This window comes from Streptomyces sp. NPDC023481, assembly GCF_055560195.1.
Genome location: NZ_JBVHJE010000016.1, coordinates 180,189 through 203,348, shown reverse-complemented (window position 1 = coordinate 203,348; position 23,160 = coordinate 180,189). Strand labels below are relative to the sequence as shown.

17 protein-coding genes and 2 pseudogenes are annotated in these 23,160 nt (G+C 69.7%); 7 read left to right on the top strand and 12 right to left on the bottom strand.

The annotated features are described in order from the left end of the window. Positions 1-47: 47 nt before the first annotated feature. From ACZ3ZD_RS28420 to ACZ3ZD_RS28405, 4 genes are all read right to left on the bottom strand, one after another. On the bottom strand, positions 48-1,835 hold the full coding sequence (locus ACZ3ZD_RS28420; protein ID WP_467403060.1) for a thiamine pyrophosphate-binding protein: 1,788 nt from the start codon (positions 1,833-1,835) through the stop codon (positions 48-50). A gap of 13 nt (positions 1,836-1,848) precedes the next feature. After that, on the bottom strand, positions 1,849-2,529 hold the full coding sequence (locus ACZ3ZD_RS28415) for a ThuA domain-containing protein (RefSeq protein WP_467403058.1): 681 nt from the start codon (positions 2,527-2,529) through the stop codon (positions 1,849-1,851). Positions 2,530-2,639: 110 nt separating this feature from the next. Continuing rightward, positions 2,640-4,226, bottom strand: coding sequence for a GMC family oxidoreductase (locus tag ACZ3ZD_RS28410; RefSeq protein WP_467403055.1), 1,587 nt, complete (start codon positions 4,224-4,226; stop codon positions 2,640-2,642). Positions 4,227-4,438: 212 nt separating this feature from the next. Beyond that, complete coding sequence (locus ACZ3ZD_RS28405) at positions 4,439-5,944, bottom strand: PucR family transcriptional regulator (protein WP_467403053.1); 1,506 nt, start codon at positions 5,942-5,944, stop codon at positions 4,439-4,441. A 176-nt stretch (positions 5,945-6,120) separates the two neighbouring features. Between ACZ3ZD_RS28405 and hisD the strand changes: the two genes are divergently transcribed. Further along, a complete protein-coding gene (gene hisD / locus ACZ3ZD_RS28400) occupies positions 6,121-7,437 on the top strand; it encodes a histidinol dehydrogenase (RefSeq protein WP_467403050.1) in 1,317 nt (438 codons plus the stop codon). Between the two features lie 108 nt (positions 7,438-7,545). Here the strand turns inward: hisD and ACZ3ZD_RS28395 are convergent, their stop codons facing one another. Next, positions 7,546-8,682, bottom strand: a complete 1,137-nt coding sequence (locus tag ACZ3ZD_RS28395) for a LacI family DNA-binding transcriptional regulator (RefSeq protein WP_467403048.1) — start codon at positions 8,680-8,682, stop codon at positions 7,546-7,548. A gap of 26 nt (positions 8,683-8,708) precedes the next feature. Beyond that, a complete protein-coding gene (locus ACZ3ZD_RS28390) occupies positions 8,709-9,470 on the bottom strand; it encodes a DeoR/GlpR family DNA-binding transcription regulator (protein WP_467403046.1) in 762 nt (253 codons plus the stop codon). 89 nt (positions 9,471-9,559) lie between these two features. On the opposite strand from ACZ3ZD_RS28390, the gene ACZ3ZD_RS28385 reads away from it, so the two are divergent. The 3 genes from ACZ3ZD_RS28385 to ACZ3ZD_RS28375 all read left to right on the top strand — a co-directional run bounded on the left by ACZ3ZD_RS28385 (position 9,560) and on the right by ACZ3ZD_RS28375 (position 12,542). Next, on the top strand, positions 9,560-10,798 hold the full coding sequence (locus ACZ3ZD_RS28385) for an MFS transporter (protein ID WP_467403044.1): 1,239 nt from the start codon (positions 9,560-9,562) through the stop codon (positions 10,796-10,798). A gap of 102 nt (positions 10,799-10,900) precedes the next feature. Next, entirely contained in the window at positions 10,901-11,893 is a 993-nt protein-coding gene (locus ACZ3ZD_RS28380) for an LLM class flavin-dependent oxidoreductase (RefSeq protein ID WP_467403042.1), read from the top strand. A gap of 37 nt (positions 11,894-11,930) precedes the next feature. After that, positions 11,931-12,542 carry an HAD family hydrolase gene (locus ACZ3ZD_RS28375; RefSeq protein WP_467403040.1) on the top strand — a complete coding sequence of 204 codons (612 nt, stop codon included), beginning with the start codon at positions 11,931-11,933 and terminating at the stop codon, positions 12,540-12,542. A 598-nt stretch (positions 12,543-13,140) separates the two neighbouring features. Here ACZ3ZD_RS28375 and ACZ3ZD_RS28370 read toward each other — a convergent pair. Continuing rightward, complete coding sequence (locus ACZ3ZD_RS28370) at positions 13,141-14,049, bottom strand: AraC family transcriptional regulator (RefSeq protein ID WP_467403038.1); 909 nt, start codon at positions 14,047-14,049, stop codon at positions 13,141-13,143. A gap of 128 nt (positions 14,050-14,177) precedes the next feature. Here ACZ3ZD_RS28370 and ACZ3ZD_RS28365 point away from each other — a divergent pair, with 128 nt between their 5' ends. Both ACZ3ZD_RS28365 and ACZ3ZD_RS28360 read left to right on the top strand, forming a co-directional pair. Next, entirely contained in the window at positions 14,178-14,957 is a 780-nt protein-coding gene (locus ACZ3ZD_RS28365; protein ID WP_467403036.1) for an MBL fold metallo-hydrolase, read from the top strand. A gap of 195 nt (positions 14,958-15,152) precedes the next feature. Continuing rightward, a complete protein-coding gene (locus ACZ3ZD_RS28360) occupies positions 15,153-15,614 on the top strand; it encodes a hypothetical protein (RefSeq protein WP_467403033.1) in 462 nt (153 codons plus the stop codon). Between the two features lie 9 nt (positions 15,615-15,623). On the opposite strand, the pseudogene ACZ3ZD_RS28355 reads toward ACZ3ZD_RS28360, so the two are convergent. Further along, positions 15,624-15,821, bottom strand: a pseudogene (locus ACZ3ZD_RS28355) (hypothetical protein); the annotation flags it as partial. A gap of 8 nt (positions 15,822-15,829) precedes the next feature. On the opposite strand from ACZ3ZD_RS28355, the pseudogene ACZ3ZD_RS28350 reads away from it, so the two are divergent. Further along, positions 15,830-16,735: pseudogene (locus ACZ3ZD_RS28350) on the top strand (PAS domain-containing protein); the annotation flags it as partial. 436 nt (positions 16,736-17,171) lie between these two features. Here the strand turns inward: ACZ3ZD_RS28350 and araD are convergent. The 4 genes from araD to ACZ3ZD_RS28330 form a co-directional block, all read right to left on the bottom strand. Beyond that, positions 17,172-17,894, bottom strand: a complete 723-nt coding sequence (gene araD, locus ACZ3ZD_RS28345) for an L-ribulose-5-phosphate 4-epimerase AraD (protein WP_467403031.1) — start codon at positions 17,892-17,894, stop codon at positions 17,172-17,174. A 31-nt stretch (positions 17,895-17,925) separates the two neighbouring features. Further along, positions 17,926-19,443, bottom strand: coding sequence for an L-arabinose isomerase (gene araA / locus ACZ3ZD_RS28340; protein WP_467403028.1), 1,518 nt, complete (start codon positions 19,441-19,443; stop codon positions 17,926-17,928). Between the two features lie 14 nt (positions 19,444-19,457). After that, positions 19,458-21,146: a ribulokinase gene (gene araB / locus ACZ3ZD_RS28335; RefSeq protein ID WP_467403026.1), complete on the bottom strand. Its 1,689-nt coding sequence runs from the start codon at positions 21,144-21,146 to the stop codon at positions 19,458-19,460. 149 nt (positions 21,147-21,295) lie between these two features. Then, positions 21,296-23,101 carry an RICIN domain-containing protein gene (locus tag ACZ3ZD_RS28330; protein WP_467403023.1) on the bottom strand — a complete coding sequence of 602 codons (1,806 nt, stop codon included), beginning with the start codon at positions 23,099-23,101 and terminating at the stop codon, positions 21,296-21,298. Positions 23,102-23,160: the final 59 nt, after the last annotated feature.

The following is a 23,160-nucleotide window of genomic DNA, read 5'->3' as shown; positions in this document are numbered from 1 at the left end:
CGCCGGTCGGGGAGGTGCCGGTGGCCCCTGCCGGAACGGGGCGCGCCTTACAGGTGCTGCTCCTTGGCGCGCGTGGCCCAGTACTCGTCCTGGCGGTCGTCGGTGATGTAGGCGGGCACCGGGAAGTCCCACCAGCCCGGGACCCACGGGCCGGCGGCATCGCGGTCGGTCGGGACCTCGATCAGCACCGGCGCGTTGGCGGTGAAGGCCTTGCGGTAGGTGCTCTCCAGGTCGGCCGGATCGTCGACCCGGTAGGACTCCAGGCCGAACGCGGCCCCCACGGCGCGGAAGTCGGGGCTGTAGGGTGTGCCGTCCGGGCGGTTGAACTCCGTGCCGATGTGCCGGCTGGTCTGCTTGCGCTGCCCGCCGCGGATGGACATGAACCCGGCGTTGTTCTGCACGACGAAGACCACAGGGATGTCGTGGGTGACACAGATGCCGATCTCCTGGGCAGTCATCAGGAAGTCGCCGTCGCCGAGCACGCAGGCGACCTGGCGCTCCGGGGCGGCCAGCTTGGCGCCCATAGCGGCGGGCACGGCCCACCCCATGGAGGAGAAGCCTCCCGAAGTCAGGTGCGTGCGCGGAGAGTAGACCGGGAAGGTCTGCTTGACCGCACCCTGGGTGTTGCCCGAGCCCGCGACGATGATCCCGTCCCGCTCCATGACATTGCGCAGTGCGCCCAGCGGTCGCTGAGAGGTGAAGGGGAACCGGTCGGAGTCGCGGCGGCCGGCGAGCTGCCGCTCCCACTCGTCCTTGAGCCCGGCCAGCTCGGCCAGGTAGGTGTCGCGGGCGGGCGAGGAGTCCGGCAGGGAGTCTGCGATCGCCTCGACGGTCGGCTTGGCGTCAGCGACGATGCCGACCTCGGCGGGGTAGTTCTTGCCGATCTCGTGCGGGTCGATGTCGATCTGGACGAGCTTCGCCGACGGGATGGAGAACGTGACGCCCTGGGCGTAGCTGGAGGAGGACCAGTCGGTGAAGCGGCAGCCGATCGACACCACCACGTCCGCCCGGGAGGCGATCGCGTTGCCGACGGGTGTGCCGGTCTGGCCCACGCTTCCCGCGAACAGTGCGTGGTCCTCGGGGAAGGCGCCCTTGCCGTTCCACGTGGTCACGACCGGGATCTGCCACTTCTCGGCGAGGCGGAGCACTTCACCGGCCGCCTCGGAGGTGACGGCTCCGCCGCCGACCACGATGACGGGCCGACTGGCGCCGTGCAGGACCCGTGCCGCCCGGTCCACAGCCTCCGGGTCGGGCTGCGGCTTGCCCACCGGAAGCCGCTGCACCAGGTCATGCAGCTCGACCTCGGCGGCTTCCGCCTGCACGTCCATGGGGATCTCGATGTGGGCGGGACCGGGACGGCCGGTCAGCATCGCGCTGAACGCGCGGTGCATGATGAATGGCAGCTCCTCGACCCGGGTGGCCACCCAGTGCCGCTTGGACACGGCCTCGGCGACCTTGGGGAAGTCGTTGTCGGTGTAGCGCTCGAGTTCCTGCAGCAGGCCGTGGCCGCGCATGTGCGTGGGAGGCCCGCCGGTGATCACCAGCACGCTGGTCGAGTCGCTGTACGCCGTCGCCAGGCCGAGCACCGTGTTGGCCGCGCCGGCGCCGATCGAGGTGGTGGCAGCCATCGGCTTGCCGGAGACCCGGTAGTAGCCGTCGGCCAGATGCACCGCGCTCTGCTCGTGGAACACCTGGATGAACGGGATCTGCGAGCCCTCCTCCAGGAAGGCGTCGGTGAAGGACCAGATTCCGTGGCCGGGGATGCCCGCCACGTAGTCGACCCCGTACTGCTTGAGGAGTTGTGCGACGACTTGGCCGCCGGTGAGCTTCGGCATTTTCCGATCTTCCTTAGCGAGTGGGTGAGGACTTTGCGGCGCGCGCCGCGTACTTAAGGCCCTGCCTGGTCAGCAGACGCACGTTCGGGTCGGCCAAGTCCTCGGGCGAGTGTCCGACCGAGTGGTAGAAGACACGGCCCGCCCCCCAGCGGCGCACCCAGGCCACGGGGCTGCGGTGCCCCTCCAGCCAGGGCAGGTGCTCACCGGTGAACACCGTCTCCGCGAGCACGTGGTTGTTGGGGTCGACGTGCATGTAGTACTGCTCGGAGGCCACCTTGAAGTCGCTCACGCCGGCGGTCACGCAGTGGCCCCGGTCGGTGATGGAGACCGTGTACGGGTAGGGGAACCCTTCTCCGGCCGGGTGCTCGATGAAGTCCCCGCCCAGCAGGAAGTGGTACTTCAGACTGGCGCGGAACGCGGCTCCCGCGCCGTGCCAGGCGGCGAATCCGGTGCCCGCTTCCACCGCGTCGAGCAGGCGCTGCTCCTGCGCGTCACTGAGGTCCTCGGTGGTCAGGGCGTTGTTCCAGCCGAGAACGATCAGGTCGTAACCGGTCAGGTCAGCGTCCAGGCGGAAGATGTCCTGCGTCTCCTCGACGTCGAAGCCGAGCTCGTCGAACAGCCCCCTCGCCCACTCGGCCACGCCGTAGGGCTGGTGTCCGGGCCAACCGCCGTACAGATAGAGGACCTTGGTCATTGGCTTCCTCCTGGAAAGGGATTCCATAGTGATTCGATTCACCAATGATTAGTGAATCGTATCACCAGGGTTTGGTCAGTCAATGGGTGAATTCGGGGTTTCTGCGGGGCTCAGGAAGCCGGGATTCCCCTGATCAGGGCCGCGGCCCGCTCACCGATCATGATGGCAGGGGCGTTCGTGTTGCCGGTGACCAGCGTGGGCATGATCGAGGTGTCGGCCACCCGGACGTTGTCGAGGCCGAAGACACGCAGTTCGTTGTCGACGACCTTGCCCATCATGCAGGTGCCGGACGGGTGGTAGAAGGAGAAGGACTGCGTGCGGATGTAGTCGTCGAGGTCCTTATCGCGGTCCGACACCGGAGCGAGTCCCGCCGCGGCGGAGGTGCGCAGATCCCCGTCCAGCATGCTGGTCAGCCGCGACTCGCGGGCGATGCGCAGACAGATCCGCAGGCCCTCCCGCAGTCGCGCGCGGTCGTCGGCGTCGTCGAGGTAGTTGTGGCAGATGCGCGGCTTCGCGTACGGGTGGGAGTGCCGCAGCGTCACGCTTCCGCGGCTCGCGGGCCGGGCGACGTAGGGACCGAACGACACCCCGGGTTCGAGCGGGGCGGCGAGCCCCTGGTCGCGGACGATGCCCAGCGCGGCGTGGACCTGGATGTCGGGCGCCGGCAGGTTGTCGCCGGACCGGAAGAACCCGCCGACCTCGGTCCAGGCCATCGGGCTGCTGCCCTGGGTGCGCAGCCGTTCCTCCTCCGCACTCGTGTCCGGTCCGAGGACGGGTGGGACGCTGCTGACGAAGCTGAGGAAGCATCCGGCGTGGTCCTGCATGTTGCGTCCGACGTCTGGAAGGTCGTGCACAGGGGCGATGCCGTGGGCGGTGAGCTCGTCCGCGGGACCCACCCCGGACTGGAGCAGCAGGTGCGGGGAGTTGTACGCGCCCAGGGACAGCACGATCTCGCGGTTGACGTGCAGCGTCCGGACCGAACCGAGGTGGTCCACGTCGAGCCCGGTCGCACGCGCGCCGTCGAACCGCAGGCGCAGGGCGAGCGTGGAGGGCAGGACGGTCAGGTTCCCTCGCTCGGCGGCGGGCGCCAGGAACGCCACGGCGCTGCTGCATCGCAGTCCCCCGCGCTGGGTGACCTGGTAGTACCCGACGCCGTCCTGACTGGCCCCGTTGAAGTCCGGGTTGGCGGTGTGGCCCGCCTTCTCGGCCGCCTCGACCCAGGCCGTGAGCAGCGGATGGACGGAGACCGGGTCGCTGACGGTCAGGGGGCCGCCGACGCCGTGGAACTCGTCCGCGCCGCGCTGGTTGTCCTCGGACTTCTTGAAGTAGGGCAGGACGTCGCTGTAGCCCCAGCCCTTGTTGCCGAGCCGCTCCCATGTGTCGTAGTCGTAGCGGTGGCCGCGCACGTAGAGCATCGTGTTCATGGAGCTCGTGCCGCCGACGGCCCGCCCGCGCGGAAGGTAGGCGCGGCGCCCGCCGAGCTGCGGCTCGGGTTCGCTCTCGAAGTCCCAGTCGTAGGCGGTCTTCAGCTGCTGCGAGAACAGCGCCGGAATCTCGAAGAGCCGCCCCTGTGCCTGCGGGCCGGCCTCTATCAGGGCCACGCTGACGCCGGGGTCCTCGGACAGGCGGGCGGCGAGCGCGCATCCCGCCGATCCCGCGCCGACGACGATGTAGTCGTAACTGTCTACGAGTGGCACTGCTGGCCTCCTCCGTTGTCGTGCCGTGCCGATGGCACCGTCGCCGGGGCCGCTGAGCGGCCGGAAGGCCGTACGTCGATGCGAACCGATGCGGCACATGTGCAGATGCCTCCAGAGGCTAGGCACTGCCGATGAGCCCTGCGCATGCACAGATTGAGCGGTAAATGAGTGCCGGGCTGCTCACTTCGTGCACTGGTCTGCCGGTGGGTGCCTCACGGGGCGCCTTCCATCAGATCCAGGCCCTTGAGCGCAAGGAGAAGACTCTGGCGTACGGAGACCTCGTCCAGGCGCCGGCCCAGGATCGCCGCGATGCGGTCCAGCCGGTTGTAGAGAGTGCGCCTTTGGACATGGAGGTCCTGGGCGGCGTCCGACTTGTTGCCGTCGGCGCTCAGATAGGCGCGCAACGTGGGCAGCAGAGGGGTCGCGGCCCTGGCGTCGTGGGCGAGCAGGGGACCCAGCTCGTCCTGCACATAGCCGGCGAGTTCGGGCCCCTGGGCGAGGGTGATGAGCAGGCGCTCGACTCCGAGGTCGTCGAAGCGCACCAGCCGGTTCGTACCCAGCGACCGGGACACCCCCGCGGCACTGCGAGCCTGAGTGATCGCCGTCGGGAGCAGCGCGGCCGGCACCTCGCGGCTGACCCCTCCGCCCTGGGCCTGCCACTCGTTCCGGCCCACGGAACTCTCCTGCTTCCACGAGGATGCGAGCGTGATCAGTACGAGGTAGTCCCCCATGTCCGCCTGGATGGCGTTGTCGGACGGCGGCTGCGCGGCCCGCGGCGGTTTCTGCTGTGATCGGAGGTCCTTGTTCACGACCACCACGACCAGGTCGCCCCTCCCGATGCGGTGTCCCAGTCGAACCGCGCGGTCGATGAACTCGGGCCCCGTCAGATCGCCGAGGACGAGCCGGGTGATGAGGGCGGTGGCGCGCTGTCCCTCGCGGGCTTCGCGGCTGTGGTCGCTCAGCAGGGAAATCGCGACCGCGGCCGCGGCGCGGTCGGCGGCGAATCCCGCGTGCTTCTGCCCCGGACCCTTGGCATCCATGACGTGGATCCACCCCCACGGATGCCCGCGGGTCAGCACGGGGCGCATCAGGCACTCGTCCTCGGTCGCGTGCTCCGTGTGCGCGTGACGGTCCCAGTGCTCCAGCTCTTCGGTCGTGCCGCCGACTCCGGCCACCACCTGGTGCGCGAGGTTCTCCAGCACCACGAACGCGGAGGTCAACTGGGCCAGTTCGCGAAGGATCGACAGATGGTCTCCCCCGGCGAGCAGCAACGAGGTGAACGCCGAATCGATGTTGCGCTCCTCCACGAGCGACCGCGTACGGACCTTGGTCAGGACCTCGTGGACCTGTGCCGACACCGCCGCGAACGGAATCTCCCGGCCGAGGGCCACGACCGGCAGACCGCAGCGCGCGGCCTCATCCACGACCGCCTCGGGGACCTGGTGGAACCTGCGACCGGACTCCTCGATCACCAATCCGGTGGCTCCGGCGGCCTGGATCGCGCGAACGTACTCGCGCTGTTCCTGTTCGGTCGAGCCGATACCCAGGCCCGCGGTCAGCAACAGCTCGCCGCCGGACAGGAACCGGGCGACGTCCGGGATCTCCGAGGAGTGCACCCAGCGCACCTCTCGGTCGAGGTTCTCCTCGCCCGCCAGGACGCGCGGGTCCGCCCCGTTGAACGCTTCCAGGCACAAGGTCTGGGCGAAGGTCAGAGTCATGGACCTCACTCTAGCGACCACAGTGTGAACCATCCTGTGAAAACACTGCACACTGTGTGTCTCCCCTGTGTCGGCGCCCCTCACCATCCTGGGGGTGAAAGCCGGGGCCGATCGTTTCGACGGTGCTCGTCGGAGACCTCCGCCTTCGGCTGCCACGAGATCCAAGGAGCCCAGACATGGCGTACACCCTGAAGGCGGCCGTAGCGGCGACGAGGCGAAGGAGCAGCGATCCCGGTATCGCCGATGCCGTGGCGTCGATCATCAGCAATGTCCGGTCCAAGGGCGACGAGGCCGTACGGCATTACTCGCGGACCTTCGACGGCTGGACGCCCGAGTCGTTCCGTCTGGCTCCCGACGAGGTCCGCAAGGTTGTCGCCGGGATACCGGAGACGGTGTTGGATGACCTGCGCTTCGCACAGCAACAGGTCCGCCGGTTCGCGCAGGCCCAGCGCGAGTCGTTGCTCGAGTGCGAGATCGAGACCCTGCCCGGCGTGTTCCTCGGCCAGCGGCACGTCCCGGTCCAGGCGTCCGGCGCCTACGTGCCGGGCGGCCGCTATCCGCTGACCGCGTCCGCACATATGACCGTCCTGACCGCCAAGGTCGCCGGTGTCGAACGCGTGGCCGCCACCACTCCTCCCAACGAGGGCGCTGTGCCGCCCATCAGCGTGGCCGCCATGCACCTCGCCGGTGCCGACGAGATCTACGTGCTCGGCGGCGTCCAGGCGATCGCGGCGCTGGCACTGGGCACCGAGACCATTGACCCGGTCCACATCCTCACGGGTCCGGGCAACGCCTACGTGGCGGAGGCCAAGCGCCAGCTCTTCGGCGAGGTGGGCATCGACCTGTTCGCCGGCCCGACGGAGACCCTCATCGTGGCGGACGAATCGGCGGACCCGTTCACGGTGGCCGTCGATCTGCTCAGCCAGGCCGAGCACGGGCCCGATTCTCCGTGCGTCCTCGTCACCACCTCCGAGGACATCGGCGCCGCGGTGCTGCGGCACATCGAGGTGCTTCTGCCGGGACTGCAGACCAACGCCATCGCGGGTCCCGCGTGGCGGGACCACGGTCAGGTGTACGTCGTGGACGACATCGCCGCGGCATACCGGCTCGCCGACGAGTTCGCCTCCGAACATGTGCAGATCCTGACGAGGAACCCGCGCGAGGCACTCGAGGCGATGCACAACTACGGCGCCCTGTTCCTGGGAGAAGGCACGTGTGTCCCCTACGGCGACAAGGTCATCGGGACGAACCATGTCCTGCCGACCCTCGGCGCCGCCCGCTACACCGGTGGTCTGTGGGTGGGCAAGTTCCTCAAGACCCTCACCTACCAGGAAGTCCGTGATCCCGCCAGCAGCACCGTGCTCGGCGAGGCATGCGGACGACTGTCCCGGCTCGAACGCTTCGAGGGCCACGCGCGGTCCGGCGACCTCCGCGCGGCCAAGTTCGGCGGCGTCGACCTGCCCTGGGACCCGTACGCAGCCGTCAGGCCCTGACAGGCAGGAGCGCGTCGCACTTCTCCGCCCGCACCCCCCACAACGGCCTGTAGCACGCCGCTCCACAGCTCGTCTCGCGGCTGCCGATACGCCTCCGGCCGCTTTACCTCACGCGTCCGGCCCGGCGCCGGTCGTCTTGCGTACCACCAGTTCGGTCGGCAGGATGACGCGCTCCGGCTTGCCACCCGCGAGCTGCTCGAACAGCAGACGTGCCGCGAGCCGGCCCTTCTCCAGCATGGGCTGGCGGATCGTGGTCAACTGAGCGGCCCTCGCGGCCGGGGCGTCGTCGAAGCCGATCACCGAGACGTCCGCGGGGCACTCCAGACCGCGCTCCGCCAGGACGTCCAGCGCCGCCAAGGCCATCACGTCCGAAGTCGCCGCGATTGCCGTCACCGGGCCGAGATCCAGCAGGAGCCGAGCCGCCTCCAGGCCGGAACTGCGGTTGAAGGCCCCCGCTTCCACGACGTTGACGCTGTTCCAGGGGACGCCGTGTGTGCGGCAGGCGTCCTCGTAACCCCGCAGCCGTTCCCGGACCACTCGCTCCGAACATGCCCTCAGGCGCCGCGTACTCACCCGCCCTTTGCGGCCGTCCGGCAGCAGCCGGTCGGCGACGACACCGATCCGCCGATGCCCGATTTCCAGCAGGTGCGACATCTGAATCTCGGCGGCCCTGCGGTCCTCGATCCCGATCAGACCTACGCCCTCCATGACCGGCGCGTCCACGACCACCGTCGGCAGCCCTCGGCTGACGACGGCCTCCAGGAGCGGATGTCTATCCGGCAGGCTGTGCACCAGGAGTCCGTCGACAAGTCCCCGCAAGGCGGGGTGCCCGATGCCGCCCGCCGTCAACGCCTGTGAGTCGAGCGACAGGGGCAGCAACGTCATGGCGGTGTGGGACAGCTCCCCCACCTCGACGATGCCCTGCAGGAGCAGAGTCGTCGAAGGGTCCTCCAGGGCGTAGGCGAGGGAACCCATCACCATCACACCGATCGCCCCGACATGACCGGACCGAAGGCTGCTGCCGGCGATATGCGGCCCCATGTAACCGAGTTCGGCGGCGGTCGCCAGGATGTGCTCGCGCTGGGCCGGGGACACCTTGGGCGACTGCGCGAAGGCGTACGAGACGGCGGCCCGCGAAACCCCCGCCGCTTCAGCCACTTCCTTCATCGTGACCATGCGATGTGCCCCGTCCCCTCTGGCTGCGCACCCCGATGAGCCAGTGAATCGTATCACCTGGTCCAGCACCGCCAGGATTGTTGCCGGTGGAGCGCTCAGGCGATGTCGACGACGGTGCCGCCGGCCTCCAGCGCTGTGACCTCGTCAGCGGGTGCGGTGGCGTCGGTGACGAGGGTGTGCAGAAGGTCGGCGGGGCCGACGTGGGCGTAGGCGGTATGGCCGAGTTTGCTGCCGTCGGCGGCGGCGATGACGCGGCGGGCGGAGGCGATGCCGGCCTTCTTCACCGCTGCGTCGTCGAGGTCGTAGGCGGTCAGGCCGTCGGCCGCGGTCAGCCCGCAGCAGCCGATGACCGCGGTGTCGAAGCGCAGGGCGGCCAGGGAGGCGAGGGTGAGGGGGCCGGTGAGGGCGCCCTCGGCGGCACGGGGCTGTCCGCCGGGCACGACCAGTGTGGCCGGGCCCGGTGCCTCCGCGAGCAGATGGATGGCCTGCAGGGACAAGGGCATCACCGTCACGGGCCGTTCGCGCAGGAGACGGGCGACCTCCAGGCACGTGGTGCCGCTGTCCAGCAGGACGCTCTCGCCGTCGGCGATCAGAGCGGAGATCTCGGCGGCGATTCGCCGTTTGGCGTCCACCGCCTCGCGGACACGCAGCGCGAAGGGGGGCTCCTCGCCTCGGAGCAACAGGGTGCGCGCCCCGCCACGGACGCGCTCCAGCACGCCCTGCGCGGCAAGGAGGTCCAGGTCGCGCCGGATGGTCATCTCCGAGGCACCGGTCAGTTCCGCCAGTTCCTGGACCGTGGCGCCCCCAGAGTCCCTGACGGCCTTCGCGATCAGCCCGTGCCGGTCTGCGTTGCTCATACCGTGATTGAACACCACCAAAAAGCAAACATAAATTATGTTCGTAAGTCGAGTTTCGAACGTCAGAAATGTTCGTTACGGTGTTCGGTATGGAACGTTCCCTGCAAGCCGCCCGCGTGGCGACCTATGTCTACTTCGTCCTGTACGGCACTTTGCTGGGCACCTGGGTGGTGCACATCCCGGCCATCGAGGAACGCGTCGGCATCAGCCACGCCACACTCGGCGGCCTGCTGGTGGTGCTCGGGCTCGGGGCCTTCGTAGGCATGCAGGTGGCGGGTCCTTTGACCGACCGCCTCGGCACCCGCGTGGTGGTGCCCGCCGGCGGCGTCCTCTGCGGCGCGACCCTGTCCCTGCCCGGTCTCGCCCACGATCCGTGGACCCTGGCCGGCGCGCTGCTGGTCTTCGGGTTCTGCAACGGCTGCCTGGACGTGAGCATGAACGCCCATGCCGTGCACGTGGAGAAGGCGTACGGCCGGCCCGTCATGTCCGGCTTCCACGCCACGTTCTCCATCGGCGGTGTCCTCGCCGCGCTCGCCGGTGCGGGCGCGGCGAGCGCCCGCCTGAACCCGGCCGCGGGCATGGCCGCCATGGGAGTCGTGGGCATCATCGTCGCCCTGACCGCGGCACGCGCCCTGCTGCCCGCCGCTCCCACAGCCGAGAGCCCCGGCTCCACGCAGGAGTCCGAGACGTCACCGGCCGTCGAGCACAAGGCCAGCCCGGGCCGGGTCTGGCTGCTGGCCGTACTGGCCCTGATGGTCATGCTGTGCGAGGGCGCCGCCAACGACTGGAGCGCCCTGCACGTGAAGGACGTCATGGGTGCGTCCGCCGGCGCGGCGGCCTTCGCGTACGGCACCTTCGCCGCCGCCATGACCGTCGGCCGCCTCCTCGCCGACCGCTTCGCCGCACGGTTCGGGTCCCGGGCGATCCTGCGCAACGGCGCAGCCATGGCCGCCGTCGGCATCACCCTTGTGGTCCTGGGCCCGTGGATGTGGGCCGTGTTCACCGGCTGGGCGCTGTTCGGCCTGGGGCTGTCCGGCTGCGTTCCGCAGCTGTTCAGCGCGGCCGGACACGCCGACCCCTCCGCCGCCGGGGCCAATGTCTCCCGCGTCGCCGGACTCGGCTACGTCGGCATGCTCGCCGGTCCTGCCGTGATCGGCTGGCTGACCCACCTCGTCGCCCTCAACCACGCCTTCGTCCTGTTGGCCCTGCTGTGCGTGACCACCGCCGTGGGCGCCGGCGTCCTGCGCACCGGATCCAGTGTCGTCCACGGGGGCGGAACGGCAGCCGACCGCACCCGCGAGGCCGGGATGGCAACCGGCAACCACTGACCGCTTGTGCGGCACGGTCCCTGACAACCGTGCCGCACAAGCTCCCCTCCCCCGGTCACCGAGACCGGAAGGTACGCCCTCAGCCCACACAAGGAGCCCCAGATGTCCGAGTCCCCAGCACACCCGGCCCGCGGCCAGGTCGGTGTCATGCTGCCGCTCGATCTCCCCGTCGCCGAGGTGCTGCCGTATGTCCGGCGCGCCGAGGAGCTGGGGTTCGACCAGGTCTGGGTGGTGGAGGACCTCGGTTGGCGCGGCGGCGTCGCCCAGGCCGCCACCGCCCTGGCCGCCACCACGGACCTCACCGTCGGGATCGGGATCATGCCCGCCGGCGCCCGCAACGTGTGCTTCGCCGCCATGGAACTGGCCACCCTCGCCCAGCTCCACCCCGGCCGGCTCATCGCGGGGATCGGCCACGGCATGCCCGGCTGGATGCGCCAGGCCGGGTCCTGGCCGCAAAGCCCCCTGACGCTGATCAAGGAGTACGCGAGAGCGCTGCGCCTGCTCATCGCCGGCAAGCCCGGCCCCGAGAACGGCCGCTACGTCCGCTGCGAAGGCGTGGTCCTCACCGAGATCCCCGACGTCGTCCCCCCGGTGATCCTGGGTGTCCGCGGTCCCAAGTCACAGGCGGTCGCGGGCGGGGTCGCCGACGGACTCCTCCTGGCCGAGCCCGCCGCACCCGGCTACATCACCGCCTCCCTGCGTCACCTGGGCGCCTCCGCCTCCACGAACCCTCCGGAAATCGTCGTGTACGACGCCGCCGCAGTGGACGACGACGAAGAAGCCGCCCTGACCCGCGTCCGCACGGTCCTGGAATCGGTCGGTGAGCCGCAGTGGGCCGCGCACATCGACCCCCTGCCCTTTGCCGAGGAACTGCGCGCCCACCGCGCCGCCAGCCCCGACGCCCAGTACTTCGCCCGGACGATGCCCGCGGACTGGGTCCGTGAGTTGAGCATCGCCGGCACCCCCGCCCAGGCTCACGCGGCGATCTACGCCCGCCACGCGGCCGGCGCGACCAGCGTCGTTCTCGCCCCGGTAGGCCCCGACCGCCTGGCCGCACTGGACTCGCTCGCCCGCGCCCTGCCCCACCGCCACTGACCCGAACGCCCCCGAAACCCCAAGGGAACGGCACCCCATGTCCACCGACCGCCGCCGCATCGTGCTCTTCGACCTCTTCGGCGTCATAGCCCGCCACCAACGCCCGGGCGCCCTGGAGAAGATGGCCGCCCGCTGCCACACCTCCCTCGACGCCTTCACCACGGCCTACTGGACCCATCGCCCGCCCTATGACGCCGGCCGGCACACCGCGGCCGCGTACTGGACCGCCGTCCTGCACGCACTGTCCCGCCCCGCCGACGCCGACACGATCGAGGAGCTGCAGCTCACCGACATCGACAGCTGGTCCCGCGTCGACGACCGCATGGTCACCTACGTTCGGACCCTACGGAAGCGCACCCGGGTCGCCCTGCTGTCCAACATCCCCGCAGACCACGCGGACGCCTTCCTCGCCGCCCAGCCCTGGCTGCACGACCTCGACCACGTCGCCTTCTCCGGGAAGATCGGTGCGGCCAAACCCGACCCCGCCGCCTTCCAGCACTGCGTCGTCGCCCTGGGCGCGGCCCCCGCCGATTTCCTCTTCGTCGACGACCGCGAGGAGAACATCCGCGCGGCCCAGGCCGTCGGAATAAACGGGCACATCTTCAACGGCCAGGACAACCTTGCGGCCGCCGTCGATGTATGGCTGTGAACCCGGTGAGAAGCCGTTGTGCTTCTCTACGATGAGTCTTGATGTCCTCCCCCTCCTGAACGAGGGGGATTCCCCTATGAGGGGGTTCGGCCGGTCGCCCGGCTGACGGGTTCCTGCTTTACAGACTGGCTGGCGCCGAGGTGACACGGCATGCCCTGCCGCGTTTCGGATGTGGATGGCCGCGTTCACGTCTGCGTGGGCGCGGTGTCCACAGTCTGCGGCTTTGCACACGAAGACCGCTTGGCTCTCGCGGTTTCCTGACCGTCACCCCGGTCTCGGCTGGATGCCGCAAAGGCTTGGCAGGGTCGACGGTGTACCCGGCGCCCCGGCCACTCGCTTTCGGCTCAGATAGCCGGCCTGTTCGACGTCGGCCACGATGTGCTGGGCGGTGCGCTCGGGAATTCGCAGACAGCCCGGACACTGCACCTCTGCTCCGCATCTACGCCAAACTCGACATCGACGACCGTACCGGCGCCGTCACCGCAGCCCTGGTGCAAAAAACCATCGGCATTGCCCGACGGCCACTGACCAACTGTCGGTTCCTCCGCCCGCCGCTGCCGCAAGCGGCACTTCTGCCCGTCCCTGGGCGATGGCACCGTCATGATTGTCCCTGGTGTGTCTGCCTGAAGGCCCCCGGCGTCACCCCCGTGTGGCGGGTGAAGAACTTGCCGAAGTTGGTGGCTTCGGGGAAGCCCAGTCTGCGGGCGATGGTGGCCACCGGTTCGTCGGTGTGGGCCAGTAGCCGCTGTCCCTCTAGGGCGACCCGACCGTCGATGACGTGTTTCACGGGCTGCCCGGTGGCCGCGGTGCAGGCGCGGGTGAGGGTCTTGACGGTGTATCCAAGGCGGTGGGCGTAGTCGGCGGCGCGGCGGGTGGTGGTGTAGGAGCGTTCCAGCTCGGTACGGAAGCGGGCGTACACCTCCCCGCCCGCGTACGGGCCTCCGCCGCCCTCCGGGTGGGGCAGCCGGTCGATCTGCAACAGCACGGTGGCCAGCAGGAGTTGGAGGATCTCCGCCGAGACGGGCGGTTCCGGACGCTCGTACTCAGCCCGTAGCTGGCTCAGCAGCGTGGACAGTACGGCGTACGCGGGACGTGCACCCAGCTGCCAGCATGCCGAGCCGTACCACTCGTTGACCAGGCGGTCGGCGCTGCTGCCGTGTGGGGGAAACGCCGGCGTGAACAGCAGATGAGTGCCGTTCGCCGTGCCGGGACGGACGAAACGCTGGACCTGGCCCGGCCGGACCCACAACAGGGTTCCGGGTCGGCAGGGATAGGTGACGAAGTCGATGGCGTGCTCCCCGGTGCCCTCCGTGATCAGTGTGAGGGTGTGGAAGTCCACCCGGTGCACCAGGTCGGGCTGCCGGCCCTGCCGCTGCCGTCGCTCGTGCAGGGTGGCGAGGTCGATGATCTCGAAGCCCGGGACCCGCTCCTCGGGCGGGTGGAAGTCCAGCCGAAGGATGGCGCCGCCCCCGGAGGGATCACCGTCACCAAGTTCCGCGGGAAGCATCGCGATCTCCGGATGTCCTCGAATTACCATGCCGCGTCTTCAGCGTATCTCGTCTGCCTGCTGTTCCACGGAGAGAGTGGAGGTCGTCAAGGCGGCGCGAAGCCGCCTCAACCTCAGGGAGCATCCTCATGAACGGCACGGTCACGGTCCTCGACAAGGGCGCGGTGCGCATCCACAGCTACATGTCCCCGGCGGACACCTTCCACACCACGACCCAGCTGATCGAGACCCCGGCGCGGATCGTCGCGATCGACGCCCAGCTGCTGCCCGCCCACGCCGACGAGGCCATCGCCTATGCCAAGGGCCTCGGCAAGCCGATCGACCGGCTCATCGTCACCCACGCCCACCCTGACCACTACAACGGCGCCGCCCGCTTCGGCGTCCCCGTCCACGCCCTGGCCCAGGTGCGCGAGCAGATCATCGCCCGCGGCGACAGCAACCTGCCCACCGGAAAGGTCATCCCCGTCTTCGACTTCACCCCGTCCGTGGCCATCGTCCCGGGCACCGAGGACATCGACGGCGTCCGGTTCGTCTTCGAGGCCGTCTCCGGTGGCGAGGCCGCCGATGAGCTGCTCATCAAGCTGCCCCAGCAGGGCGTCCTGATCGCGCAGGACCTCGTCTACAACGACGTCCACCTCTACCTGGGCAACAACGACATCACCGGCTGGCAGCAGGCCGTCGACGCGCTGGCCTGCGAGTCCGGTTACGACACGATCCTCGCCGGCCATGGCCTGCCCACCGGTCCGGAGGTCTACGAAGACGTCCGCCGCTATCTGGCTGACGCCCGCGAACTGCTCGGTGACGACGGCGACGCATACAAGAAGGCGATCGTCGACAAGTACCCGGCCCACGTCGGCCCGTTCATCATCGACATCGCCAACCGGTCGCTCTTCCCGGCCGGTAACTGAACACCCTCGGCGTGCACCGTCCGCGCCGCGCGGATCCGGGGGCGTTCGCGCGGCCCCGCATGCCCTCAGCTCATCGTCCCCGCTTGTTGATTACCCGCTTTGCCAACTCCCGCATCTGCTACGGAGATCCGTGATGTCACACGCCCTCCTCCCCGTTCCCGTGTCACCGCCATAGCGGTCGCCGCCCTCCTCGTGGTGGGCGGCGCCGCCCCGGCCCTGGCCGCACCCGGAGGCCACCCGCACCACGCCACCGGCACCCACCACCGAGAACCGCTGCCGCGCAATTACACGATCCCCGGCGACAAGACCTACCCCGAGGGAATCGCCCGCCAGCAGCACACTCCTTACTTCTACGTCGGCGGCACCATCTACCGCGGCGACATCCATCAGGGCGCGACCAAGGTGTTCCTGCCTGGGGGTCTGGACGGACGGGTGTCGGTCGCAGGCATGAAGACCGACCGCGCAGGACGGCTCATCGTCGCCGCAGGCGCCAGCGGCAAGGTCTTCGTCTACGACACCCGCACCCGCGCCCTGCTGCATGGCTTCGACAACGGCCGCAGCGACTTCTTCCTCAACGACGTCGCCCTCGCCCCCAATGGCGACGCGTACATGTCGGACTCCACCCACCCGGCGCTGTGGCACATCACCGCCGCCTAGGTCGTGTTTTTAGAACTCGCTGACCTGTCGGGTTGGCCGTCCGGGGAAGTTGCGGGCGGCCATCCAGATGGTGAGGTCGCGGGCGATGTCGTTGATGCTGGTCGCCGTGGTGACCTCGTGCTCGTTGCGGGTGGTGTCGCGGCGGACGATCTCGTAGCCGCCTTCGTCCAGGACGGCCACGGAGGCGAACCAGACGGGGTCGTCCTCGCCCGCACGTGCTGGCCACGCTGCCCGCCCCCGCCAAGGCGAGCACCCCCAACCTGGGCAAGGCGTTCGTCGGCGGCATCGCCCGCGCAGACGACGGCACCCTCTACGTCACCGGCAGCGCCGACGTCACCGGTGTCTGGGCCGTCCGCCCCGGTGGCCGCCCGCACCGCATCGCCCCCCACGGCGGAGCCGCCCGGCCGGCAACTCCAGTCCCGTCTTGCCCTGCACCACCGACCGTACGACCGTGGACAGTGCCCAGGCACAAGGCAGAAGGGCCAGGTGCGCCATGCCTCGCACCGACGGGCAGCCCGGCCGACGCGCGACGGCTGGACAAGGCCCACCCCGTCGACTCCGTGACCATCGCAGTGACCGACGGGGACACACGCGTGGCCTACTGGAGTCGCGAGGCCCAGGAGCTTCTGGGATACGCCTCCGTGGAGATCATCGGCCGGCCCCTGGACGATCTGCTCTCCGCCGACGGTGCGACGCTGCGGCATCGCGACGGCAGCCTGCTGGACACGCGGGTCCACCTAAGCCCGTTGCTCGACGCCACGCAGCAGCAGAGCTTCCTCGTGACGACCGTCCCCTCACCGGGGACCGGGAAACTGCAGGACCTCATGTGGTGGCTGCTGGAGCAGCAGTCTCCGTCTCTGACGATCTACGACCGTGACGCGCGCCTGCTGTGGGCCAACGAGGCCACACGGCGGGCGGTGGACTTCGTCCAGAGTGAAGTCCGCGGGCGACGCCTGACCGAATTCCTCCCGGGACCCGCGTTCGAGGAACTGCAGCGCCGGATTCTCCGAGTCGGCGAGACCGGAGAGCCGGAATACACCGAACTGTTCCTCGCACTACCGCGTGAACCGAGGGCACATGCCTGGGCCGTGGACGTCTTCCCCCTCAAGGACGCGCACGGCCGGGTGCACGCGGTGGGCGTGGCCAACGACTACTCCGAGCAGCACCACAGCCGCGAACGCATGGCCCTGCTCGGCGAGGCCAGGACCCGCGTCGGTGCGAGCCGGGACGTGGCCGGAACCGCCCAAGAACTCGTCGACGTGACCGTTACGGTCTCCCGCTTCTCAGCGTCGATCTGTTGGAGGACGTCTTCCGTGGCGCGCTGCCCGGCCCCGGTGCCTGTACGGGCCCTCTCTTGCTCCGACGGGCGGCGCAAGGCGGTACTCAGCCTCTTCCACCTGAGGCCGCTCCTGGTGTCGGCGCGGTCCATACTCATCCGCAGTCGTCTCCCATCGTCCGCTGCCAGGTCACCGGCCGTACTGTGCTGGCCTACATACACGACCCGGACATCGCGCGCTGGCTCGCCGAGGAACCCGTGCACGGGCGTCTGCGGATCCGTCAACCAGATGGTCTCAGTGCTGAGTTGCCGTAATACGCGTCCGGGCCGTGTTTGCGGGTGTAGTGGCGGTTCAGGAGGTGCGCGGGTGGCGGTGATGCCGGGGACAGGGCCAGGGTGTGCAGGGCGATGTCGGCGACCGCCTCGCAGATGATCGCGTGCTCGAGGGATGCGCGGGCGGTGGCGCCCCAGGTGAAGGGGCCGTGGCCGGCGACCAGCGCGGCGGGGACCTCGACCGCCTTCCGGTCGTCTTTGAGCATGTCCACGATGACGCGGCCGGTGTTGTACTCGTAGTCCGTCGCGCACTGCGCCGGGGTGAGGTCGGGGGTGCAGGAGATCGGGCCGTTGAAGGTGTCGGCGTGCGTGGTGCCCAGGACGGGTATGTCCCGCCGGGCTTGGGCGAAGGCGACGGCGTGGGTGGAGTGGGTGTGGGTGACACCGCCGATGGAGGGGAACGACGCGTAGAGACAGCGGTGTGTCTCGGTGTCGGTGGAGGGACGGAGGTCTCCTTCGACGACGGCGCCGTCGAAGAGCCGCACGGTCACCAGATGGTCGATCGTGAGGTCCTCGTAGGGAACCCCAGAGGGCTTGATCACGAACAACCCTGCCTCCCGGTCGATCCCACTGACGTTGCCCCAGGTCAGGGTTGCCAGGCCGACCTGGCGAATGGCCAGGTTCGCCTCCAGTACCTCCTGGCGCAGGCCGTCGCGGACTCGTACGGTCATCGCTTGTCTCCCGCAATCCGGTTCTTGGCCGTCACAGTGCCTGGGCGAGACGGTGGTAGGCGGCGTTCCATCGGACCTCCTTGGCGAACTGCCCGGTGGTGGTGTTCTCGTCGATGGTGAGCAGCTCCACGCCGGTCATGGCCGCGTAGTCGGTCAGCGCCTCCAGGTCGACGGCCGAGCTGAGCACGGTGTGGTGGGGGGCGCCGGCCAGCAGCCAGTTCTCGGCGGACTCCGCGAGTGAAGGACGCGGCTTCCACACGGCCCTGGCCACCGGAAGGCGGTGCAGCGGCTCGCTGGGCGCTACGACGTCCACGACGTTGGCGGTCAGCCGGAAGCGGTCGCCGAGGTCGGAGAGACCCACCACCACGGCGGGGCCTTCGGCCGCGTTGAAGACGAGGCGGACGGGGTCCTCACGGCCCCCGATGGACAGGGGGTGGATCTCGCAGCTCGGGCGGGCGGCGGCCACCGACGGGCAGACCTCCAGCATGTGGGCGCCCAGGACGCGCGGGCTACCGGGGCCGAGGTGGTAGGTGTAGTCCTCCATGAAGGTGGTGCCGCCGGGGAGGCCGGCGCCCATGACCTTCAGGGTGCGCAGCAGGGCCGAGGTCTTCCAGTCGCCCTCGCCGCCGAAGCCGTAGCCCTCGTTCATCAGCCGCTGGACGGCGATGCCGGGAAGCTGCCGCAGGCCGCCGAGGTCCTCGAAGTTGGTGGTGAACGCGGTGAAGCCGCCCTCGGTGAGGAAGCTGCGCAGACCGAGCTCCAGCCGGGCCGCGTACAGCAGGGAGTCATGGCGGACGTTGCCCCGGCGCAGCGCCGGCACGACGTCGTACAAGTCGCAGTACTCGTCCGCCAGTTCGGCCGCGGCCTTGTCTTCGACGGCGTCGACCACGGCGACCAGGTCGTTGACCGCGTAGGTGTTCACGGAGAAGCCGAACCGGAGCTGGGCCTCGACCTTGTCGCCCTCGGTGACGGCCACGTCCCGCATGTTGTCGCCGAAGCGCGCCAGGCGCAGGGTACGCGCCGTATGACGGCCGACGGCGGCCCGCGCCCACGCCGACACCCGCCGGACGACGCGCGGGTCGGTGGCGTGACCGGCGACGATCTTGCGGTCGATGCCGACCCGGGATTCGATGTGCCCGAACTCGCGGTCGCCGTGGGCGGCCTGGTTGAGGTTCATGAAGTCCATGTCGATGCTCGGCCAGGGCAGTGACAGGTTGTACTGGGTGTGCAGATGCAGCAGGGGCAGGTCGAGGGCGCTCAGGCCGGCGATCCACATCTTGGCCGGGGAGAAGGTGTGCATCCATGCGATCACGCCCACGCAGGTGTCGGAGGCGTTGGCCTCCTGGCAGATGCGCCGGATGGCGTCGGCGTCCGTGAGGACCGGCTTCCAGACGATGCGCACCGGGACCTTGCCGGGTCGCCCGAGGGTCTCGGAGATGCTCCGGGACTGGTGGGCCACCTGCCGCAGCACGTCGTCGCCGTACAGTCCCTGGCTGCCGGTGAGAAACCAGATCTCGTGGTCGGGGTAGGGCGTGGTGTTCGTTTCCATGGGGGTTTTCCTGTTCAGGAGTGGGCTGACGCTTCGGTGCGCATACGGCGCAGCCGGTGCATGACCTGGTTGGTGCCGCGGCCGAAGTAGTCGTGCAGCAGCCGGTATTCGGCGTACAGGCGGTCGTACGCGGCGGCCCGCTCGGGTTCGGGCAGATAGACGCCCGGACGCGCCTTCCCCATGGCCTTGGCCGCGGCGCGGATGTCCGCGTGGGCGCCGGCCGCGACGGCCGCATGAATCGCCGCACCGAGCGCGGGTCCCTGCGCCGAGTCGATGACCCCGAGGGGACGGCGGGTGACGTCGGCGTAGATCTGCATCAGGAGCGCGTTCTTCGTCAGACCGCCCGCGATGATCAGTTCCCGCACCGGCACGCCGGAGGTCTCGAAGGCCTCGATGATGGCGCGGGTGCCGAAGGCGGTGGCCTCCAGCAGCGCCCGGTAGACGTCCTCGGGCCGGGTGGCCAGCGTCAGGCCGACCAGGGCGCCGCTGAGGTCGTGGTCGACCAGGACGGAGCGGTTGCCGCTGTGCCAGTCCAGGGCGATCAGCCCGTGTTCGCCGACGGCCTGTTCGGCCGCGAGAGCTGTCAGGTGTTCGTGCGGGTCGCGGCCCAGGGCGGCGGCCTGTTCGGCATGGGCGGCGGGGAGTCCGGTGCGCACGAACCAGCCGAAGATGTCCCCGACACCGCTCTGCCCCGCCTCGTAGCCCCACAGGCCGGGCAGGATGCCGCCGTCGACGACTCCGCACATGCCGGGCACCTCGGCCCACTGGTCGGAACTCATCACGTGGCAGGTGGAGGTGCCCATGATGGCGACCATCCGGCCCGGCTCCACCGCGGTGGCGGCGGGAGCCGTCACATGGGCGTCGACGTTGCCCACGCACACCGCGATGCCCTCCGGCAGACCCGTCCACGCGGCCGCCTGGGCCGTCAATCGCCCGGCCAGGTCGCCCAGTCGACCGATCGGGTGCTCCAGCTTGTCCGTCACGAAGTCGGCGAAGCCGGGGTTGAGGGCGGCCAGGTAGTCGCGGGAGGGGTAAGTGCCGTCCTGGTACTGGCCCTTGTAGCCGGCGGTGCAGGCGTTGCGGACGTACCTCCCGCACAGCCGCCACACGATCCAGTCCGACGCCTCCAGCCAGCGGTCGGTGCGTTCGTAGAGTTCGGGGTCCTCCTCCAGCAACTGCAACGCCTTGGCGAACTCCCACTCCGAGGAGATCTTGCCGCCGTACCGCTTCAGCCACGGCTCCCCGCGTTCCTCCGCCAGTGCCGTGATCCGGTCGGCCTGGGCCTGGGCGGCGTGGTGACGCCACAGTTTGACGTAGGCGTGCGGGCGGGCGGCGTACTCGGGGAGTTCGCACAGGGGTGTGCCGTCCGCCAGGACCGGCAGGACCGTGCAGGCGGTGAAGTCCGTGCCGATGCCGATGACTTGCTCCGGTCGCACACCGGAGCGCGACAGGGCCTCGGGTACGGCGTTACGCAGTACGTCGATGTAGTCGGAGGGCACCTGAAGGGCCCAGTCGGGCGGCAGCGGCGTGCCGTCAGGCAGTGCCTGGTCCAGGACGGCGTGGGTGTAGGGGTGCTCGGCGACGGCCAGTTCGGCGCCGTCGCGGACCCGGACGACCACGGCCCGTCCGGAGAGCGTTCCGTAGTCGACGCCGACGACGTAGGTCTCGTCACCGGTCTGTCGGCTGTTGTCGGCGTTGGCCATCACACCGCTTTCTGTTCGGTATCGCGCATGCTGTTCGGGTCGACGGTCGGGCGCACGGTGCGCCCCTGGGGCGAGGTCCAGTCGGAGCCCGGCTTCGCTGCCGGGCCCCGACCCCCATCCCCCCCGGGCAGGTCCGGAGGGCACGTGGCCTAGCGGACGAGCTTCCACTCCTGCGAGCCGTCGGTGGTGCTGTTCTGCAGGGTCAGGGGCGCTCCCGCGGACGCGCCGGTCAGGTAGAGGCTGGTGTTCTTGACGGCCTGGAACCGGTAGTAGCCGTCGGAGGCCTTGACGAGGTTCCAGCTGCCGGTCGCACTGTTGTCGACCCACTGGCCGATGCGCTGACCGACGGTGGCGTTGCCCGTCCAGATGGCCGCCGCGCGGCCGCCCGACCTGTTCAGCAGGGTCGTACCGCCGTTCGGCTCGTCCACCACGTGCCACTGCTGGGTGTCCGGGTTCGCCTCCGCTCCGGCGTCCTCCAGGACCACGTCCGGGGTGTCCCCGTTGCCGAGGTTGGCGTCGTTTGTCTTGTTGCCGGTGCCGATCACCTGGCCGGTCTTGCGGTTGACCAGGCGGTAGTAGGTGCCCGCGGAGTCGCCGAGGTCGACCTCGGCGTAGGCGATCGTGGAGGTGCCCTGGTTGTTGAGGATCGCGATGCGGCCGGTGCCGTCGACGTACTGGAGGTTGCGGCTGTAGCCGGCCGGCGAGGTCGTCTGGTACTCGGTCCACACGCCGTCGCTGCGTCCGCTGTCGTTGACCCAGACGTCGCCGCTGTTCGCCGCGTTGTACACGAGGCGCCCGTCGGGCAGCCGGATGAGGACCGGGCTGCCGCCGCCCGCGAGCGGGCGGGAGCCGGCGACGACCGGGAGGGAGCCGACCGACATGCCGGTCTGGCTGCCGCGGAAGAACTTCAGCGGGTCGTCGGCGATGACATAGCGGGTGTTGGCGCCGCCGCCCCAGTACTCGAAGGTGAGCATCCACCTGCCGTCCGAGGTGGGGACGAGGTTGGTCATGCCCGGTCGGCCGCCGCCGATCTCGGTCTTGCCGCCGCCCATGTCCTGGACGGACCCGGAGACGTCGACGACGGGGTCGCTCCAGCTCGTGCTTCGGCCGTCCCAGGTCCGGTGCACGAGGATCTGCCCGTGGGAGTCGGTGGCCGTGTTGTTGGCGGGGTCCTTGGTCGGGACGCCGGTGACCGGGTCGAAGCCGATGTAGTCGTTCTCGTCCGAGTAGTAGCAGACCAGCTTGCCCTTGTAGACCATCAGGTAGGGCTCCCACAGCGGGTCCACCTGCCGGTTGGTGTTGGCGGCGGCGATGTTCTGCCCGATGGCGCCGGCGCTGCCGCCCTGCCAGCCTCCGGTGGCGACGATGTTGAGGACCTTCCAGCTGCTGCCCTGGTCGGTGCTGGCGTACAGGGCGATGGCGAGGTCGCTGCGGTCGCCGTCGTTGGAGGGGGTCCAGTTCGGGTCGGTCGCCTTGTGCTCCTTGTAGTAGGAGTCGTCACCGGAGACGACACTCGCCAGCAGCAGCGTGCCGGCCTTCAGCCCGCCGACGCTCCGCGGGAGCACGTAGAGGTACGGGTTGGTCCAGTTGCTGGTGTACCGCGCGTACCTGGGGTCCTTGGAGAGGTACGCCGGTGCCTTGGCCTCGGACAGCGGCTGCCAGCTCGTCCCGTCGTCGTCACTCTTGTAGATCGGCAGGGTCTGCCCGTCTGCGCTGCCCGACGCCGGTACGACGGTGGACTTCTCGAACGACGCCACCAGCCGCCCCCCGGGCAGCTGCGCCGTCTTCGGGTAGATCGCGCAGTTGCCCCGCCCCTTCAGGCACGCGTCACTGCCGAGCTGGTACAGGATCCCGCCGGTCGGGTTGTACGCCTGTGCGCCGGCCGCGGGGACGGCCAGCAGCGCGGTCGCCGCGCCGAAGGTGCCCAGCGCCCTGCCCAGGGTTCTTCTCCGCATAACTCCTCCTTCAGGAACGATCACGGTGATGCGGGGGGCTTCGGTCACCGAGGCGGCAC

Bases quoted from the DNA above. Each gene is read 5' to 3' on its own strand.
- ACZ3ZD_RS28420 (WP_467403060.1), bottom strand. From the start codon at position 1,835: ATGCCGAAGCTCACCGGCGGCCAAGTCGTCGCACAACTCCTCAAGCAG.
- ACZ3ZD_RS28415 (WP_467403058.1), bottom strand. From the start codon at position 2,529: ATGACCAAGGTCCTCTATCTGTACGGCGGTTGGCCCGGACACCAGCCC.
- ACZ3ZD_RS28405 (WP_467403053.1), bottom strand. From the start codon at position 5,944: ATGACTCTGACCTTCGCCCAGACCTTGTGCCTGGAAGCGTTCAACGGG.
- hisD (WP_467403050.1), top strand. From the start codon at position 6,121: ATGGCGTACACCCTGAAGGCGGCCGTAGCGGCGACGAGGCGAAGGAGC.
- ACZ3ZD_RS28390 (WP_467403046.1), bottom strand. From the start codon at position 9,470: ATGAGCAACGCAGACCGGCACGGGCTGATCGCGAAGGCCGTCAGGGAC.
- ACZ3ZD_RS28385 (WP_467403044.1), top strand. From the start codon at position 9,560: ATGGAACGTTCCCTGCAAGCCGCCCGCGTGGCGACCTATGTCTACTTC.
- ACZ3ZD_RS28380 (WP_467403042.1), top strand. From the start codon at position 10,901: ATGTCCGAGTCCCCAGCACACCCGGCCCGCGGCCAGGTCGGTGTCATG.
- ACZ3ZD_RS28375 (WP_467403040.1), top strand. From the start codon at position 11,931: ATGTCCACCGACCGCCGCCGCATCGTGCTCTTCGACCTCTTCGGCGTC.
- ACZ3ZD_RS28370 (WP_467403038.1), bottom strand. From the start codon at position 14,049: ATGCTTCCCGCGGAACTTGGTGACGGTGATCCCTCCGGGGGCGGCGCC.
- ACZ3ZD_RS28365 (WP_467403036.1), top strand. From the start codon at position 14,178: ATGAACGGCACGGTCACGGTCCTCGACAAGGGCGCGGTGCGCATCCAC.
- araD (WP_467403031.1), bottom strand. From the start codon at position 17,894: ATGACCGTACGAGTCCGCGACGGCCTGCGCCAGGAGGTACTGGAGGCG.
- araA (WP_467403028.1), bottom strand. From the start codon at position 19,443: ATGGAAACGAACACCACGCCCTACCCCGACCACGAGATCTGGTTTCTC.
- araB (WP_467403026.1), bottom strand. From the start codon at position 21,146: ATGGCCAACGCCGACAACAGCCGACAGACCGGTGACGAGACCTACGTC.
- ACZ3ZD_RS28330 (WP_467403023.1), bottom strand. From the start codon at position 23,101: ATGCGGAGAAGAACCCTGGGCAGGGCGCTGGGCACCTTCGGCGCGGCG.